This window comes from Morganella psychrotolerans (assembly GCF_965118875.1).
In the GTDB taxonomy this organism is placed as follows: Bacteria; Pseudomonadota; Gammaproteobacteria; order Enterobacterales; family Enterobacteriaceae; genus Morganella; species Morganella psychrotolerans_C.
Genome location: NZ_CBCPJD010000018.1, coordinates 103,239 through 120,371 on the forward strand (window position 1 = coordinate 103,239; position 17,133 = coordinate 120,371).

Below are 17,133 nucleotides of genomic sequence, written 5' to 3' on the forward strand. Positions count from 1 at the left end.
TCCTGTTAAGCGGCTAATATAGCAGTATCAAAAATTGCGAGGAGTTCTTTTGAATATCCGCGCACACGCTGCCAGGGCAGTGTGACTTTTTTCAGCTGTAATGAAAATTGCAAAAGGCTGTATGCATTATTTATCTGCATAAAGGTATTCAGGGATTCGGTGACTTCTGTCAGCATGACCTGCCACATAAAATCGAGATGATCGACTGCAATATGCGCATCTGAAAAATAACCATCCAGCGTACTGAGTTCTTTATCCAGTTTAATGATCAGTTTTTGTATCGCCTGCTGGGCAATTACTTTTTCCTGTAGCTCTGCAACCTCGTCGATCAGTATGTTTTTACGCCGCCGCACCTGTTCTGCGCGGTAACCAAAAATGGTGCCGGTGATAATCAGACCAATGATACCGCCGACCAAACCTGAGAATGACAGTTTTACAAATTGGCTGTATTCCCGTTTGAGGATCTCTATTTCATCATTTTTCATCCTGATTTCAGACATAATTTCGTCAGTTTTTTCACTACTCTGGCTTTTAAGTAATTTTTTCTGTTTACGTTTTACCTCATACATCAGTGACGGAATTTCATTATCAGTTTCATCCAGTCCGCCAATCAGTTCCAGGCGAAACCGGCCGATAATATTTTTCACACGCTGTGTTTTTTTTCTTTCATCAATAATATCTTCTTTCATTGCTGCTAATATTTTTACCAGTTCTCCGGCGATAATACGGTCCTGTTTTTTGTACGTGATACTTTTTAATTTTTCAGATGATGCATCCTGTAAGGTTATTTTTGCCTGAGTGATAATCGGCATTTCATTTATGGCACTTAATATATAATTGCCGGTAGTGGTGATATTGAACCCGGCGATCTCCAGGTCAATAGCCTGCTGTTTGGTTGCTGATTCCACCAGCTCCCAGCTCAGCGCATGCTGATGAATATGCTTAAACAGGGTTTGTATATTATGTGGCTCGAAGCCGGCAAGTTCAGTTTCACGATAGCCGATAAAATCAATAACATCCTCTTGTTCACACGGAAGTGTCAGCCCGTAATTGATATAGCGTTTAATTTGTACTAAATCATCATGGGTAAATATTCCTGCGGAACGGAATGTATTATCTTCCTCATTAAGAAGCAGCTTTAATGTTGCTGGTGCAACTTCATTTGCAGGAATAATCCTGTCAATGGCGATTGTTTGTGTGTGCATAAATATCCCCTTGTTATGAGATACATAAATCCGGGTGGATGTGGCCGAAATAACATCGGTTTCAGCATTAATTGCTTAAAAACGGGTGACATTACAACGATAAAAAAAAGGGATGGTTTTAATAATTTTTATCTCACCGTATAATCACCGTGACCCGCGTGTCTGACATATCCGGAGTAAGCAGTGATTCTTTTTTCTGATTTTATTTCTCAGGTTTGTGCTGAAATAACCCATAACAAAAATGAAACTAATGGTATTTATCAGTATGCCGTGACGCTGCCCCCTGCTTTACAGGCAGCGCTGCCGGTGACGGACTGGCCGGGCTGGCTGAACGGACAGGAGTGCTATCCGCAATTTTACTGGCAGCACCGCGACGGAACGGATACTGCGGCGGTGTGCGGTGAATTATGCCGATTTACTCATATCAATGAGGCGCAGTCGGTACTTGATACATTGCCGGAGCAGAGCAATATCCGGATCTGGGGGCTGAACAGTTGGCAGTTTGATGCCATTTCCCCGACACCGGAGCAGGGAACCGGCGGCAGTTATCTGTTTATTCCGCGCGCGGAACTGCGCTGTGTGCATGGCAATATTCAGTTTCTGGTCAATATTGACAGCCGCCGTCCGGCGGAAGAAACAGTGACCTTTCTGCGTTCACTGCGCGGTAATGTTATCCCGCCGGTTCTTGAAACAACGGTGATCAGTGCAGAGCATCAGCCTGATAAAGCCGGATGGATGCGGTTGGTCCGTGAGGCGGTGACCGCCATTTCAGGCGGTCTGATGGAAAAAGTGGTTACCGCGCGCAAAACCGTGCTCAAACTATCCTCACCGGTGCGCCCGCTGGCGTTTATGCAGGCGAGCCGGGACTGCAATCACCACTGCTATCACTATATGCTGGCGACCGCGCCGGATAATGCTTTTATGGCATCCCCGCCGGAGCGGCTCTATCTCCGAACCGGCGCGCAGCTTTGCACTGAAGCCCTGGCAGGTACTGTGGAGGGAGATCCGGATGATGCCCGTGCAGAAGCCGCCGCGCGATGGCTTCTGGCTGATAAAAAAAATGTACATGAAAATAGTGTGGTAGTTGATGATATTTGTCAGCGGCTGTTTGGTGCAGTAAATACACTGAAAGTGAGTGACGCTACCGTTATCCGTTTGCGCAAAGTTCAGCACCTTTACCGGACTATCTCTGCCACATTATATGCCCCCCGTGACAGCGATTGTTTACAGCGGCTTCAGCCGACGGCGGCGGTTGCCGGGCTTCCGCGTACCGCCGCACTGGCATTTTTACGCAAAAATGAACCTTTTGAACGCAATTGGTATGCGGGCAGCGGCGGCTGGTGCAGTCCGTCACAAAGCGAATTTGCCGTCTCACTGCGCTGCGCACAAATTCATGGCAGTCAAATAGATTTGTATGCCGGAGCCGGTATTGTTGCGGGCTCTGATCCGCAGGCGGAATGGAACGAAATAGAAAATAAAGCGGCAGGGCTGCGGACATTGCTGGAGGGTGAATGATGTCAAACAGTGCATTAAACCGGCGTTGGGCGGAGGTGATTTTAGAGGCGCTGAGCCGGCACGGCCTGCGTCATGTCTGCATTGCACCGGGCTCCCGGTCAACACCGCTGACACTGGCTGCGGCGGCAAACGATAAATTTGTCTGCCATACCCATTTTGATGAGCGCGGGCTCGGACATCTTGCGCTGGGACTGGCGAAAAGCACGCGGATGCCGGTGGCAGTGATTGTTACCTCCGGTACGGCGGTGGCGAATCTTTATCCGGCGCTGATTGAAGCCGGACTGACCGGCGAACGGGTCATTTTTCTGACCGCCGATCGTCCGCCGGAACTGATTGACTGCGGCGCAAATCAGGCTATCCGCCAGTCCACGATTTTTTCTTCTCATCCGTCTGCCACACTCGCTCTTCCGCGCCCGACCTTTGAGATAACGCCTGCCTGGCTTGTCTCCTCACTGGATGACATCATGAACCGCCTGCAACATGGTGCGGTGCATATTAACTGTCCGTTTGCCGAACCGCTGTATGATGATGACGGGATCACCGGCAAAGAGTGGCAGTCGCAGCTCGGTAACTGGTGGCAGAGTGATAAACCCTGGTTGCAGCAGACCCGCTGCACCCCTGTTATCAGTGTCGATGACTGGTTTTTCTGGCGGCAGAAGAAAGGTGTCATTATTGCCGGGCGCATGCAGGCCGGTGAGGGAAAACAGTTGCGGCAGTGGGCGGACAGCCTCGGCTGGCCTCTGATAAGCGACGTGCTTTCCCAGACCGGGCAATCGCTGCCGCATGCTGACCTCTGGCTGGCATCTGCGCGTTACCGCGAAGTACTCGCACAGGCAGATGTCATTATTCAGTTCGGCTCAAGTCTGACCGGTAAACGCCTGTTGCAGTGGCAGGCCGCCTGCACACCGCCTGAGTTCTGGATAATTGATACTATTCCCGGGCGCCTGGACCCGGCAAATCACCGGGGTCGTAAATTTGACTGTTCTGTGGGTGAATGGCTGGATGACCATCCGGCACAGAGCCGCACACCATGGGCGCTGCAACTGACCGGATGGACACAGGCGTTGAGCGCACATGTCACTGAAACGCTTAGTGAGGGTTGGGGCGAGGCACAGATAGCCCGCCGCCTTAATGAGCTGTTACCGCTGCAGGGCATTTTATTTGCCGGAAACAGCCTGATTGTGCGGCTGATTGATGCGTTTGCACAGTTACCGTGCGGCTATCCGGTTTACAGTAACCGTGGCGCGAGCGGTATTGACGGGCTGATCTCCACGGCCGCCGGTGTTCAGCGCGGCAGTGCAAAACCGACACTTGCGGTCATCGGGGATATCTCCGCGCTTTATGATTTAAATAGTCTGGCGCTGCTGCGTCATACCAACGGACCCTTTGTATTGCTGATCGTCAATAATAACGGCGGGCAGATTTTTTCTATGTTGCCGACACCGGAGCAGGAACGGCAAAAATTCTACTGTATGCCGCAATCGGTCAGTTTTGCTGCTGCTGCGCAGATGTTCGGTCTTAATTACAGTGCGCCGGCAGATTGGACATCGCTGACGGAGGCACTGAAAAAAGCCTGGTCTCAGCACTGTGCGACCGTAATTGAAGTGGTGACAGACGGGGACACCGGCGCGCGCTGTCTTCAGCAACTCGTCATTGAGACAGCACAATGACGGTGCTTGCTTCGCGCAAATTCTCTGCACAAAACGGTATACAAAAAACGGGTCCCTGGCTGATCTGGCTTCATGGACTGTGGGGATGCAAAGAAGAGTGGCAGCCGATCATGAATAATGCAGGGGATTATCCGTCACTGGTGATTGACCTGCCCGGACACGGGGAGTCCGTTTCTTTCCGTGCGGAAAATTTTGAACAGGTAAATCAGCTGATTAACGCCACACTTACTGCAAACGGTATTGATGATTACTGGCTGATTGGCTACTCCCTGGGCGGACGGCTGGCAATGTACCATGCTGCGTCCGGCAAGCCTGCCGGTTTGCGCGGGCTGATTATCGAAGCGGGAAACCCCGGGCTTGCCACCGCGGATGAACGCAATGCCCGCCTCCGGCATGATAATCACCTGGCGCAGCAGTTACGTGAGCGCCCGCTGGCAGACTTCCTGTATGACTGGTATCGTCAGGGGGTATTTGCGGATCTCAGTGAGGCTCAGCGGCAGCAACGGGTAGCGCAGCATTTGCATCACAATGCATTTGCGATTGCAGATATGCTGTCTGACACCTCGCTGGGGCACCAGCCGGACCTGGCTGATATTCTGAAACAACTTACCGTCCCGCTGTTGTATATTTGCGGTGAACGGGATACAAAATTCTGCGCCATCGCGCGCGCGCACCAATTTACGTTACGGACAATCCCGGATGCCGGGCATAATACCCATCAGGCAAACCCTGCTGTATTTGCACAGGCAATCCGGACATTTTTATTATTACATTCTGTTTAAAGGAACTCACCGTTATGATGTACCCGAGCGAAGAGCAGCTTTGTGCCCCGGTTGAATGGGTTGATTGCACCGGCGATTATAAAGATATTCTTTTTCATAAATCGAAAGACGGTATCGCTAAAATTACCATTAACCGTCCTGAAGTCCGCAACGCCTTTCGCCCGTTAACGGTCAAAGAGATGATCAGTGCGCTGGCGAATGCCCGCTATGATGACGGGATAGGCACTATTATCTTTACCGGACAGGGTGAAAAAGCGTTCTGTGCGGGCGGTGACCAGAAAATTCGCGGCGATTACGGCGGCTATCAGGATGACACCGGTGTTCATCATCTGAACGTGCTGGACTTACAGCGCGATATCCGTACCTGTCCTAAACCGGTTGTCGCGATGGTGGCGGGGTATTCTATCGGCGGCGGACATGTGCTGCATATGATGTGTGACCTGACGATTGCGGCTGATAATGCGGTGTTTGGTCAGACCGGACCAAAAGTCGGATCATTTGACGGCGGCTGGGGTGCGGCGTATATGGCGCGGATTGTCGGGCAGAAAAAAGCCCGCGAGATCTGGTTCCTCTGCCGTCAGTACAGCGCGCAGGAAGCCCTGGATATGGGACTGGTCAATACGGTTGTGCCTTACGCGGATCTGGAAAAAGAAACCGTGCGCTGGTGCCGTGAAATGCTGGAAAACAGCCCGATGGCACTGCGCTGCCTGAAAGCGGCACTGAATGCGGACTGTGACGGACAGGCCGGGTTACAAGAGCTGGCGGGTAATGCCACCATGCTGTTCTATATGACCGACGAAGGTCAGGAAGGACGTAACGCATTTAATGAAAAACGTGCGCCGGACTTCTCTAAATTTAAACGTAATCCGTAATGCGCAGCGCGACTTTATACCGGTTCAGCCTGCCGATGGAGGCAGGCGTTATTCTGCGCAATCAGCGCCTGAAAACCAGGGACGGACTGCTGGTCTGTCTGCGGGAAGCCGGACGCGAAGGCCGGGGGGAGATCTCCCCTCTGCCGGAATTCAGTCACGAATCATTGGATGATGCATTGTCTGCCGCGCAGGCGTGGATAGCGGACTGGTGCAGCGGTTCAGACCCGGTTGAAAGCACACTGCCGAGTGTGGCTTTCGGCATGAGCTGTGCGCTGGCAGAGCTGGACGGTACATTACCAGAGGCATTCAGCACCCGTAAAGCACCACTGTGCACCGGCGACCCGGATGACCTGATCCTGGCGCTGGATGCCATGGATGGTGATAAAATTGCCAAGGTCAAAGTCGGGCTGTATGAAGCGGTGCGTGACGGCATGGTGGTCAATCTGCTGCTGGAAGCGGTGCCGGATCTGCGTCTGCGTCTGGATGCCAATCGCAGCTGGACCCGCGTAAAAGCAGACGGTTTTGCGAAATATGTGGCACCGGAACATCGCGCCCGCATTGATTTTCTCGAAGAACCCTGCAAAACCCCTGCTGAATCATTAGATTACGCACAGGATACCGGTATTGCGATTGCCTGGGATGAATCTGTGCGGGAGCCGGGATTTGTGGTTCAGGCACAACCGGGTGTGGCGGCGATTGTTATCAAACCCACACTGACCGGCAGCATCACGCGCTGCCGTGAACTGATTGATGCGGCACACTGCGCCGGTTTGCAGGCGGTAATCAGCTCCTCTGTTGAAAGCAGTTTCGGGCTGACACAACTTGCCCGTCTTGCCGGATGGCTGACACCGGACACCCTTCCGGGGCTGGATACACTGTCCCTGATGCAGTCTCAGTTGGTTCGCCCCTGGCCGGACAGTCCGTTACCGCTTATTACTGAAGATGAATTAACCGTCACAGGACAATGGTAATGCCGACAGCAGAATGGCCGTGGGTTTCCCGCGCCTCGCAGACGCCGCAGAATATTGCGCTGCGTTGCGGGGTAATGTCTCTGACATGGGCTGAATTAGTCCTGCGCATTGATGCGCGGGCAGCGGGGTTTTATCAGCAGGGTGTGCGTGAAAGCAACTGTGTGGTGCTGCGCGGCAAAAACAGCCCGGAGCTGGTCATTGATTTTCTGGCATTGCTGCGCTGTGGTGCGGTAATCCTGACACTCAACCCGGCATTGCCGCACACACAACTGACGGCGCTTATCGCCTCTCTCGGGGCTGATTTTATCTGCGACCGGCATCCGGATGCCGATATTGTCCCCGGAGTGAAATCACTGGATACGGCGTTGACCGGCAGATCGCCGCCGGATGTTATTGCGCATCCGAAACGCCTGGCAACCCTGACGCTGACCTCCGGTTCGACCGGATTGCCTAAAGCTATCGCGCATCGTCCGGTCGCGCATTTTGCCAGTGCGCAAAGTGTGGTTTCCCTGCTTAACTATCAGGTAGATGATAGCTGGTTATTATCCCTGCCGCTTTATCATGTCTCCGGACAGGGTATTCTCTGGCGCTGGCTGTTGCAGGGCGGGCAGATGGTATTACGGGCAGAAGGCGAAACGCTGGCGCAGTCTCTGCGCGGGTGCAGCCATGCGTCCCTGGTGCCAACTCAGCTCTGGCGGCTGTTGCAGTCACCGGATACACTGCCGCCGCTGCGCGATGTCCTGCTTGGCGGTGCGGCGATTCCGGTTACTCTGACAGATGCTGCGCAAGCCCGCGGGATCCGCTGCTGGTGCGGTTACGGTATGACAGAGTTCGCGTCAACGGTCTGCGCAAAACGGGCAGACGGCAAACCGGGTGTCGGTGAGCCGCTTTCCGGTAAAGCTGTCCGTCTGGATGATGCACAGCAAATCTGGCTTAAAGGTGACAGTTTTGCCGCCGGGATCTGGCTGGATGGCGGATTGCACACCTTGCCGTCAGAAGAGGGCTGGTATCCTACCCGTGATAAAGGGCACTGGCAGGAAGGCGAACTGGTCATTGACGGGCGTCTGGATAACCTTTTCAGCTGCGGCGGCGAGAATGTTCAGCCGGAGATTATTGAAAAGCACCTGATGCGGCATCCGCTGATAGCCGAATGCTATGTTGTGCCGGTGGCCAGTGCGGAATTTGGCGCATCCCCGGTTTTTCTGATCCGCAATTACGCGCAATGGACAGCAGCGCAGCAGCAGCAGTTATGTGATTGGTGTCGTACTGAACTGGCACCGTTTATGCGCCCGGCCGCCTGTTATGATTTACCCCCGGCTGAGGCAGGCAGTGGTATAAAACGTGCGCGTGCGCTATTAATACAGCTTGCGCAATCACGTTTCAATGCCATGTGATTTTTTATAAAAAAAGCCATTGCAGGTATATCTGCAACGGCTTTTACTATCATATAACCCGCTTATTTCTTCAGTTTTGCCATTGCGGCTTCCACACCGGCACCATATCCGGGATGAACCTGTTTAAACAGATCAATCTGACGGGCTTGTGTTTGTGGCGCTGCCTGAATCAGCTCCCCGGCGATACGGGCAAACATACGCTGATGCTCGGCATCGCTGAGTAATTCATACAGTGCACGCGGCTGGCTGAAGTAATCCGTATCTTCGCGGTGGTTCCAGTGATCTGCGGCACCTTCAAGTGACAATGGAGGCTCGCTGAAATCCGGCTGTTCCTGAAAAAGTCCGGCACTGTTCGGCTCATAGGTTTCACTGTTGCCGCTGTTACCATCGATACGCATAGCGCCGTCGCGATGATAATTATGGAATGGGCAGCGCGGCTTATTAACCGGGATCTGGCTATGGTTCACACCTAAACGATAACGCTGTGTATCGCCGTAGGAGAACAAGCGCCCCTGCAGCATTTTGTCCGGTGAGAAACCAATTCCCGGTACTACGTTGGCGGGGTTAAATGCAGCCTGCTCGACATCAGAGAAATAATTCTCCGGGTTGCGGTTCAGTTCGTAATAGCCGACATCCATCAGCGGATAATCCGCATGCGGCCAGACTTTGGTTAAATCAAACGGGTTATACGGCACTTTTGCTGCATCCGTTTCCGGCATAATCTGGATTTGCAGGTTCCAGCGCGGATAATCCCCGTTTTCGATTGCATCATAAAGGTCGCGCTGTGAACTCTCGCGATCTTTACCGATTAACTGTTCAGCTTCATCATCCATCAGGTTGGCAATTCCCTGCTGGCAACGGAAGTGAAATTTTACCCAGAAACGTTCATTGTCACTGTTGATAAAGCTGTAGGTATGGCTGCCGAAGCCGTGCATGTGGCGAAAACTCTGCGGAAGTCCGCGATCACTGACATCAATAGTTAACTGGTGCAGCGATTCAGGCAGATGTGAGAAAAAATCCCATTTATACGCCATATTGCGCAGATTAGTGCGTGGATCCCGTTTGACAACGTGGTTCAGATCCGGGAATTTCAGCGGGTCACGCAGGTAGAATACCGGGGTATTATTACCCACCATATCCCAGTTACCTTCTTCCGTATAAAATTTCAGCGCAAATCCGCGGATATCGCGCTCTGCATCAGCGGCACCACGTTCACCGGCAACGGTTGAGTAGCGGGCAAACATATCCGTTTTTTTGCCGACTTGAGAAAACAGTTTAGCGCGGGTGAAACGGGTGATATCGTGCGTGACGGTAAATGTACCAAATGCACCGGAGCCTTTGGCATGCATACGGCGTTCAGGGATCACTTCGCGGTCGAAATGCGCCAGTTTTTCAAGAAACCAGACATCCTGTAATAACATCGGTCCGCGTTTTCCGGCGGTTATCACATTATTATTATCAACAACGGGTGCGCCCGCCGCTGTGGTTAATCCTTTCTTTTTCATCACATATCTCCAGTCGGTAAAATAAACAAACAAGCTGAGATGCAGAAACTAGCGCGATGTACACAATCAGCAGTGTGGTTAGTCAGAAATTTTGCGCAACATTATTGTTTTTATCTGAATTTTTGACTTGGTATAAAATATAGCACTGTAAGAAAAAGAATGTGTCGATTTGATAGATTGGCTTAACCTATTGGTCGTGGGTATAGATAACTTTACATAAATAGTAAATTATTAACTTTCAAATGGTTAGCATTTCAGAGAAAATGTTCAGAACCTTGTCTGAATTTAATGTGGTGGCATAATGAAAAAATATATGGCGGCTGCGGCTGCATCACTGATGTTTGTTGCTGGTGCGGCAAATGCGGTATCAATGAGTATGCAGGCCGGTAAGAACTATACCGATATGAATGTTGGTTTTGGCAACCCGAATGCCGGTTTATCGTTTGATGGTAACTGGGCGCGCAGTGATCATGCGGGTCAGCTCGGCGGTGCCAGAGCTAAATTTGCCTTTCCGTTAGGTCCTGTCTCTGCCAGTGTCGGCGGGAAAGCACTGTATCTGGACCCGGATTCCGGCAAAAAAGGACTGGCAGTTGCACCCGGCGTGGGTGTGGCATGGAGTATTATGCCGTCACTGAGTGTTTACGGTGAATATTACGGTGCGCCGTCAGCACTGGTATCCGGTAACGATTCATATAAAGAAGCGAATGTGGGTGCTAACTGGACAGTTTTTGCACCGCTGAGTGTGAATGCCGGTTATCGTAAAATTGAAGTGGAATCAAATAACGGTCATGAAAACCGGATTGCCGATGGCGCATACCTGGGTGCCGGGCTGAGTTTCTGATTATTTATACCCTTATTCATTCAAACTACAGGTTCGTTGACTGCATCCGGAATGACGTTGGGTATATTCTTAACTCAGAATAAATAAAAACCCGTTCACTTAGAAGTGAACGGGTTTTTTAATACGGATAATTCAGGGTTATTACGCGTGGCGTTCGCCAATCGGTAAAATGGTCCGGCCGTATTGTTCGTTCAGAACTTCAGCCATGGCCAGATAGAATGCGACCGCACCACACAGTATCCCTTCATAACCGGCAAATTTCAGTATTGCTGCATTACCGGTGGCATTCCCGATAACGAGTAAAGCAAACAAAATAACCAGTAAGAAAAATACCGCGCTCAGCGCAATGTTCGCCTTCAGTGTGGCAATAAACATAAAGAAAGAGAAAATACCCCACAACGCCAGATAAACAGCCAGGAATTCATGGCTGGTTTCAACGCCGAATCCCATTGACGGCATAACCATGATGCCGACAAGACTTATCCAGAAAAAACCGTAAGAGGTAAATGCAGTCGCGCCGAATGTATTTCCTTTCTTAAACTCAAAAATACCTGCAATTATCTGTGCTATTCCGCCGTAGAAAATTCCCATGCTCAGGATAACGGATGCCATCGGGAAAAATCCTGCGTTGTGAACATTCAGCAAGATAGTTGTCATACCAAATCCCAGTAAGCCTAACGGGCCGGGATTCGCAATACGAGTAGAGCTCATATAACCTCAATCAGATAAATAAAAGAGAGACACACTATTCAAAGGCGCGAATCATAATGGGAAATACGGGGGAATACAACTATAAAAAACTGGTATCAGCAGCGATAATGTTAATTATTAATATTTTGTAAAACAAGATGTCTTGTTTACGACAGATTTGTTTAAAAATGTGGCAGTTCCTGTCTGGTCCGGACCTTTTCAGGTGAATGTAAGATATTAACCCTCAGAATGAGTATTCTAAATAAGATTAAGCAAAATTGCGGGGTGTTTATTTATTATATAACGCAGGAAAATAATAAAAAAATGAAGACAATGAAATAATATCGTAAATAAAATGGTGCTATCCATCAATTCCGGGGTTGAAGAATAAAGTAAATAATACGTATATTTCTTTTATTGATTACTGGTTAATACTTATGATAATAATGGGTGTAAATACTGAAAATCTACACTAAATGTTAAGTAATAAAGTGAATCTCTGCTTGTTGAAGAAGTATTGATATTTTATATGATTAATATAGCCATAAGTGAGTACGGCACAGAGGTCTGCATTCATTAAGATAATCATAATATAGTCTGTTATTGGGTCGGAGAAATTTTTATAAATTTATGTATATTGGTGGCGAAAAAGTATATATCGCATGATATAGTATTTATCGAAATGTAACTCAGAAGTAACAATAACAGTCAGGGATAACACTTAAATAGTGTACAGCATTGAAAATCAATGAATATTTTATGTTTTTTGAAAGGTGCTACCTGAATATTATGTTTTTCTTTGAACATTAATCGCAATGTGACGATAATTAATTATTGAGAGTTTTTTGGATTATTCTTACTGACGCATTAGTGAACAGCAATCCCTTTCCTTCGGTACAGAACGGACAGGGGAGTAGTTATATTATAAGACAAATGGGCACAATTATGATTTCAGAACGAGTAAGCGACGCATATGTCTATGGAGAAATTTGCCAGGTAATTGGCAGGGCGGCAGTCCTTTTATGTAAAAGTGGCGAGCCTGTTACCAAAGAAGCCATTCAGGTGATGCTGGAAATATATTCAGAACAGCAGAATGATGATTTCATGAATGTGATTTATGAAAAAGCTATCAATGCGATGGATTGATTGTCTGCGTTATTATTTCTGAATGGTGTTACTGCTTTTACTTTTTCTACAACAGCATACTAATTACATTAGTAAAGGAGAACACAGCCACAGTATTTATTCCTCTTGTGGTTGCTGTACTCCTTTATTGTTTCCGATACTGGTGTTTTTACTTACCTTTCCCCGCCGTGATATCTGACCCGCTATCTGTCAGTTCAATATGCGTCATCAGAACAATGAAAACAGAATAACCACCGGTAATGACATCGGCCAGGTCAGGGCTATCAGCAGACAACTGAGCAGGCGAAAAAGCGGGTTCGGATCTTTTGTCAGAAAAAAAGTCAGAATAAATGAAAAAAGACCCATTGTGGCATAGATAGTCAGTACGAGCTGCAGAGAGGACATAACGGTTACATTAGTTAAACGGATACAGATAGTTTACATCACACGAAAGGCCTGTAACAGAATAAATTATGATAAATTTGTTGCCGTAGTGTGATTGTTCATCGGTGATAATAATATGTCTTTCAGGTAAAAAAATTGCCGGTCAGCTGACCGGCAAAATATATATAAGAGCAATGCATACAATCCGGTATATAACAGATTACATAACGATAGGTTAACGTAAAGTTGCCTGTACGGGAAGTGTTTTTTACCGGGTTTGTGTCTGAACGCAACATCTGCCCCCGTCTTTGGGTAAAACCGGTTTTTCTGTGTTTTCAGAGAACCGACAGGAGAGTTATTTATTATACGGTATCACTGGATGTAATAGCGTAAAAATATATCGCAACTATGATTATTAATATTACGGTAAAAATTAATCATAAATATATAGAGGTTATTTTTCTATTATTTAATTCATTTAAATAATTATTTGGCGGGAGATCGATAACCCTGATTATCTGTCATTATTTGCAGGGATTAAGATTAATGGTAATGCTTAAATCATAACTAACATGAGGAAGTAAATTTAAGATAGCGGAAAAAATACATGACAAAATTAAACATATGTTTTAAATAGAGTGGCGTGATGATTAAGGCTATAAATTGAAAGTGATGTAAGTGTAATTTCATTAGCATCGATTTATTCGTGTTAACATGTTGTTTTTATTTATATTTCAATTATCATTCTTTTGTTGTTATGTGCATTTTTTGTTTTTACGTGCTGCCTTATTTACATTAAACAGTAACGTGAATAAATAGAAAACAAAAAAATTAATAAAAAAATATACAGAAAAATAACTCTTATGGTAAAGTCTGGTTGATTCTTAATAAGAGGGTGTCTTTTTTTTAAACAATAATAATAGTTCAGAGATGATAACACCTATATTACCTGTCATTCGTTAAGGCGATTATTTGCCGAAAACCTGCCATAGCAATATAAAGAGGTATAACTTTGACCGACATAATTAATACGTTAAACGGACTGCTCTGGAACCACCTGCTAATCTATTTATTACTTGGCGTCGGATTGTATTTTACTGTCCGTACCGGATTTATCCAATTCCGTCACTTCGGACATATGTTCAGTGTGTTAAAGCACAGTAAGAAATCGGATAAATCCGGCATCTCGCCATTTCAGGCACTCTGTACCAGTCTGGCAGCCCGGGTCGGTACCGGAAATCTGACCGGTGTTGCGATAGCGCTGACCGCTGGTGGGCCGGGTGCTATTTTCTGGATGTGGGTGGTCGCATTAATCGGTATGGCGACCTCCTTTATTGAAAGTACACTGGCGCAACTTTATAAAACCCGTGACGATCAGGGAAATTACCGGGGCGGACCTGCTTATTATATGGAGCGGGGTTTGAAAGCCCGCTGGATGGGCGTGATTTTCTCTGTGCTCCTGATTATTGCATTCGGGCTGGTGTTTAATGCTGTGCAGGCTAATTCCATTGCACAGGCATCCAAAATGGCATTTGGTGCAGATGCGGGGTACGTCGGTATCGGGCTGGTGGTGCTTTGCGGGATCATTATTTTCGGTGGTGTGCGTTCTATTGCCCGGGTGGCTGAGTTAGTTGTGCCCGTCATGGCGGTTGCTTATCTGATCCTCGCGTTTTGGGTAATGGGGCATTATGCCGAGCGCCTGCCGGAGATATTCCTGCTTATCATAAAAAGTGCGTTTGGCTTGCAGGAAGCGGTATCCGGGGCAGTAGGTTATGGAGTGGCACAGGCGATGATTAATGGTGTGCAGCGCGGACTGTTCTCTAATGAGGCTGGTATGGGGTCGGCACCGAATGCGGCAGCCTCTGCGGCTCCGTTTCCGCCACATCCGGTATCTCAGGGCTATGTCCAGATGCTGGGTGTCTTTATGGATACCATCGTGATTTGCAGCGCGACAGCGATTATTATTCTGTCATCAGGCGTGCTGGATAATCCACCGGATCAGGTGAACGGAATTGAAATCACACAGCTGGCACTCAGCTCAGTGATTGGTGACTGGGGCGCTATTTTTGTCGCGGTAGCTATCTTCTTTTTTGCTTTTACCTCGATTATTGCGAATTATGCTTATGCAGAAAGTAATATGGTTTTCCTTGAGCATAAACACACCAAAGGATTGTTTGTTCTGCGGCTGGCGGCTCTGGGAATGGTTATGTTTGGTGCTTTATCGGAAATGCCGTTAGTCTGGAAAATGGCAGATTTCTCGATGGGACTGATGGCGGTGACTAACCTGATCGCGATTCTGCTACTGTCCGGCGTTGCATTTAAGCTGGCAAAAGATTATAACCAACAGCGCAAAGCGGGAAAATTACCGCACTTTGACATCAACCTTTATCCTGAAATCCAAAAACAGGTTGAGGACGGTATCTGGGAAGATGCACCCGAGCCGCTGGTTGAACAGAAAGCAAATTAGTTAAGATAGATAAACCTTTCTTTTGCACCCGCTCCGGCGGGTGTTTTTATAAACGGGAGACAGTGATGACAAACCCGCGCCTGAAACGGGCAATCATTGCCCGGAGTGATGTATTTTGAACGTGAATGCATTATGGGGTTTGTGATTGTGGTTTAAGGTGTTTTATTGCTCACAAATCATCGCTTACATCCATATAGTGCATTAATATCTAAAGTTATTTTTGTTCATTTCAGTGTTTTCCGGTGCGCTATGTTGGTCTTTCATTCTTACAGGTGCATTCAATTTATGTACACATGTGTGTACATAAATTATAATGGTTCATGATTATTTTATAAGAGAATGATTATGGCAATCACTGACTCCTGGCTCCGTTCAATGAACGGGAAGCCGCAACCAAAAATGATTACGAAAACAGACCGGGATGGGCTATCAGTTCGAATTACCCCGAAAGGCAAGGTTGTGTTTCAGTTTCGGTACCGCTGGGATAACAAAGGTGAGCGGATAGATATTGGTACATACCCTGCTACCAGTATAAAAGATGCCCGTGATATCGCAATCTCTTACCGTGGAGAAATAGAGCGAAATCGCAATCCCAAGGTCGTCAAGCGAATAAAAAAACAGATAGCCGTAACTTCCTGTAGTGTTGAAGCAGTAATCAGAGAGTGGTGGGGAAAGACACTGAAAGATACGAAGGTAAAAGCCGAAGAGATACTGAGGTCTTTTGAAATCCATGTATTTCCCAGAATCGGCGATCTACCTCACAATGAAACTGATTTACACGTATGGTTATCGGTGCTTGAGGATATAACAAGAAAAACACCAACAATTGGTGCCCGCATTTTGTGCTATTCAGCATCTGCACACGAATGGGGGATTCGGCGGGGACTGATTACCGCCAATCCATTGGTGAATTTATCAGCAACAGATCTGGGAGTTAAGAGCGATCCTGGGGATAGGGTGCTTTCGAATGATGAGCTAAGGCTGCTTTTCAGTATCATTGATGGTAACAGGTATAATCCGAGGAACAGGCTGATCGTCAAACTCGCATTGCTTTTCGGTTGTCGGATTGGTGAACTACTGAAGGCTAAAATTTCTGACTTTGATTTAAATACCGGTGTTTGGACTGTGCCACCTGAAAACCATAAAACAGGGAGAAGAAGCAAAAAATCCCTTACCCGCCCAATCACTGAACCAGCAAAGCAAATGGTAACGGAAGCGACATCGCTAAGTGAAAGCGATTACCTGTTTACGGTATCTGGTGGTAATAAAATAGTTGAGGGCGGTCATTATAGTTTCATCCTGGGTTTAAATAAAAAAATGTCGGCAGGTAGCGATGAATATAAAACATGGTCCATTCATGATTTGCGTAAAACCATGCGCACTGGCGTTTCTGAACTGACAATGCCGCACGTGGCTGAAATTATGTTGGGGCATAAATTACCCGGAGTATGGCAGGTGTACGATAAGCACACCTACCTTGAAGAACAGCGTGAGGCGTATGAGAAATGGTGGGATAAAGTTACCCGAATTGTTGACCATCAGCCCATGCTTTAATTTCCTCAGGACTGAATTGATGTGACTTGGTTGTGTGTTTTGGTTTCGGGAATCCTTCTTTTTTTTGTTTTCCGGAACCTATCCATCTGATCACTGTTTTGTCTTTAATTTCCAAATAAGCCGCCACTTCTGATGTACTCCAATAATTACTCATTTTT

15 protein-coding genes are annotated in these 17,133 nt (G+C 47.7%); 10 read left to right on the forward strand and 5 right to left on the reverse strand.

Annotation, left to right across the window (positions count from 1 at the left end):
* Nucleotides 1-5 precede the first annotated feature (5 nt).
* The gene (locus tag ACMHKJ_RS16265; protein ID WP_413495528.1) at nucleotides 6-1,205 is read right to left on the reverse strand and encodes an alpha-xenorhabdolysin family binary toxin subunit A; all 1,200 of its coding nucleotides are present in this window, start codon (nucleotides 1,203-1,205) and stop codon (nucleotides 6-8) included.
* 183 nt (nucleotides 1,206-1,388) lie between these two features.
* On the opposite strand from ACMHKJ_RS16265, the gene ACMHKJ_RS16270 reads away from it, so the two are divergent.
* The 6 genes from ACMHKJ_RS16270 to menE are packed head-to-tail and all read left to right on the forward strand — an operon-like array spanning nucleotide 1,389 to nucleotide 8,409.
* Nucleotides 1,389-2,720, forward strand: coding sequence for an isochorismate synthase (locus tag ACMHKJ_RS16270; protein WP_413495529.1), 1,332 nt, complete (start codon nucleotides 1,389-1,391; stop codon nucleotides 2,718-2,720).
* Nucleotides 2,720-4,390 (forward strand): 2-succinyl-5-enolpyruvyl-6-hydroxy-3-cyclohexene-1-carboxylic-acid synthase, encoded by a 1,671-nt coding sequence (gene menD, locus ACMHKJ_RS16275; protein ID WP_413495558.1) that lies wholly within the window; start codon nucleotides 2,720-2,722, stop codon nucleotides 4,388-4,390. The genes ACMHKJ_RS16270 and menD overlap by 1 nt, the downstream gene beginning before the upstream one ends.
* Nucleotides 4,387-5,172 carry a 2-succinyl-6-hydroxy-2,4-cyclohexadiene-1-carboxylate synthase gene (gene menH / locus ACMHKJ_RS16280; protein WP_413495531.1) on the forward strand — a complete coding sequence of 262 codons (786 nt, stop codon included), beginning with the start codon at nucleotides 4,387-4,389 and terminating at the stop codon, nucleotides 5,170-5,172. The genes menD and menH overlap by 4 nt, the downstream gene beginning before the upstream one ends.
* A gap of 14 nt (nucleotides 5,173-5,186) precedes the next feature.
* Nucleotides 5,187-6,044 carry a 1,4-dihydroxy-2-naphthoyl-CoA synthase gene (gene menB, locus ACMHKJ_RS16285; RefSeq protein ID WP_067363426.1) on the forward strand — a complete coding sequence of 286 codons (858 nt, stop codon included), beginning with the start codon at nucleotides 5,187-5,189 and terminating at the stop codon, nucleotides 6,042-6,044.
* Nucleotides 6,044-7,015: an o-succinylbenzoate synthase gene (gene menC, locus ACMHKJ_RS16290; protein ID WP_413495533.1), complete on the forward strand. Its 972-nt coding sequence runs from the start codon at nucleotides 6,044-6,046 to the stop codon at nucleotides 7,013-7,015. Before menB ends, menC begins: the two co-directional genes overlap by 1 nt.
* Complete coding sequence (menE, locus tag ACMHKJ_RS16295) at nucleotides 7,015-8,409, forward strand: o-succinylbenzoate--CoA ligase (protein ID WP_413495534.1); 1,395 nt, start codon at nucleotides 7,015-7,017, stop codon at nucleotides 8,407-8,409. The genes menC and menE overlap by 1 nt, the downstream gene beginning before the upstream one ends.
* Before the next feature lie 62 nt (nucleotides 8,410-8,471).
* On the opposite strand, the gene ACMHKJ_RS16300 is transcribed toward menE, so the two are convergent.
* The gene (locus tag ACMHKJ_RS16300; RefSeq protein WP_413495536.1) at nucleotides 8,472-9,914 is read right to left on the reverse strand and encodes a catalase; all 1,443 of its coding nucleotides are present in this window, start codon (nucleotides 9,912-9,914) and stop codon (nucleotides 8,472-8,474) included.
* Between the two features lie 301 nt (nucleotides 9,915-10,215).
* Between ACMHKJ_RS16300 and ACMHKJ_RS16305 the strand changes: the two genes are divergently transcribed.
* Nucleotides 10,216-10,755 (forward strand): YfaZ family outer membrane protein, encoded by a 540-nt coding sequence (locus ACMHKJ_RS16305; RefSeq protein WP_413495538.1) that lies wholly within the window; start codon nucleotides 10,216-10,218, stop codon nucleotides 10,753-10,755.
* Nucleotides 10,756-10,896: 141 nt separating this feature from the next.
* Here the strand turns inward: ACMHKJ_RS16305 and satP are convergent, their stop codons facing one another.
* On the reverse strand, nucleotides 10,897-11,466 hold the full coding sequence (gene satP, locus ACMHKJ_RS16310) for an acetate uptake transporter (protein WP_413495540.1): 570 nt from the start codon (nucleotides 11,464-11,466) through the stop codon (nucleotides 10,897-10,899).
* A gap of 924 nt (nucleotides 11,467-12,390) precedes the next feature.
* Here satP and ACMHKJ_RS16315 point away from each other — a divergent pair.
* The gene (locus tag ACMHKJ_RS16315) at nucleotides 12,391-12,591 is read left to right on the forward strand and encodes a hypothetical protein (protein ID WP_067363398.1); all 201 of its coding nucleotides are present in this window, start codon (nucleotides 12,391-12,393) and stop codon (nucleotides 12,589-12,591) included.
* A gap of 207 nt (nucleotides 12,592-12,798) precedes the next feature.
* On the opposite strand, the gene ACMHKJ_RS16320 is transcribed toward ACMHKJ_RS16315, so the two are convergent.
* Entirely contained in the window at nucleotides 12,799-12,975 is a 177-nt protein-coding gene (locus ACMHKJ_RS16320) for a GhoT/OrtT family toxin (protein ID WP_413495542.1), read from the reverse strand.
* A 991-nt stretch (nucleotides 12,976-13,966) separates the two neighbouring features.
* Between ACMHKJ_RS16320 and ACMHKJ_RS16325 the strand changes: the two genes are divergently transcribed.
* On the forward strand, nucleotides 13,967-15,421 hold the full coding sequence (locus tag ACMHKJ_RS16325) for an alanine/glycine:cation symporter family protein (RefSeq protein WP_413495544.1): 1,455 nt from the start codon (nucleotides 13,967-13,969) through the stop codon (nucleotides 15,419-15,421).
* A 345-nt stretch (nucleotides 15,422-15,766) separates the two neighbouring features.
* On the forward strand, nucleotides 15,767-16,975 hold the full coding sequence (locus ACMHKJ_RS16330; protein ID WP_413495546.1) for a tyrosine-type recombinase/integrase: 1,209 nt from the start codon (nucleotides 15,767-15,769) through the stop codon (nucleotides 16,973-16,975).
* Here the strand turns inward: ACMHKJ_RS16330 and ACMHKJ_RS16335 are convergent.
* Nucleotides 16,941-17,133 (reverse strand): helix-turn-helix domain-containing protein (locus ACMHKJ_RS16335; protein ID WP_413495547.1); only part of this gene is annotated, 193 nt, incomplete at its 5' end. The two genes, ACMHKJ_RS16330 and ACMHKJ_RS16335, sit on opposite strands and share 35 nt — an antisense overlap.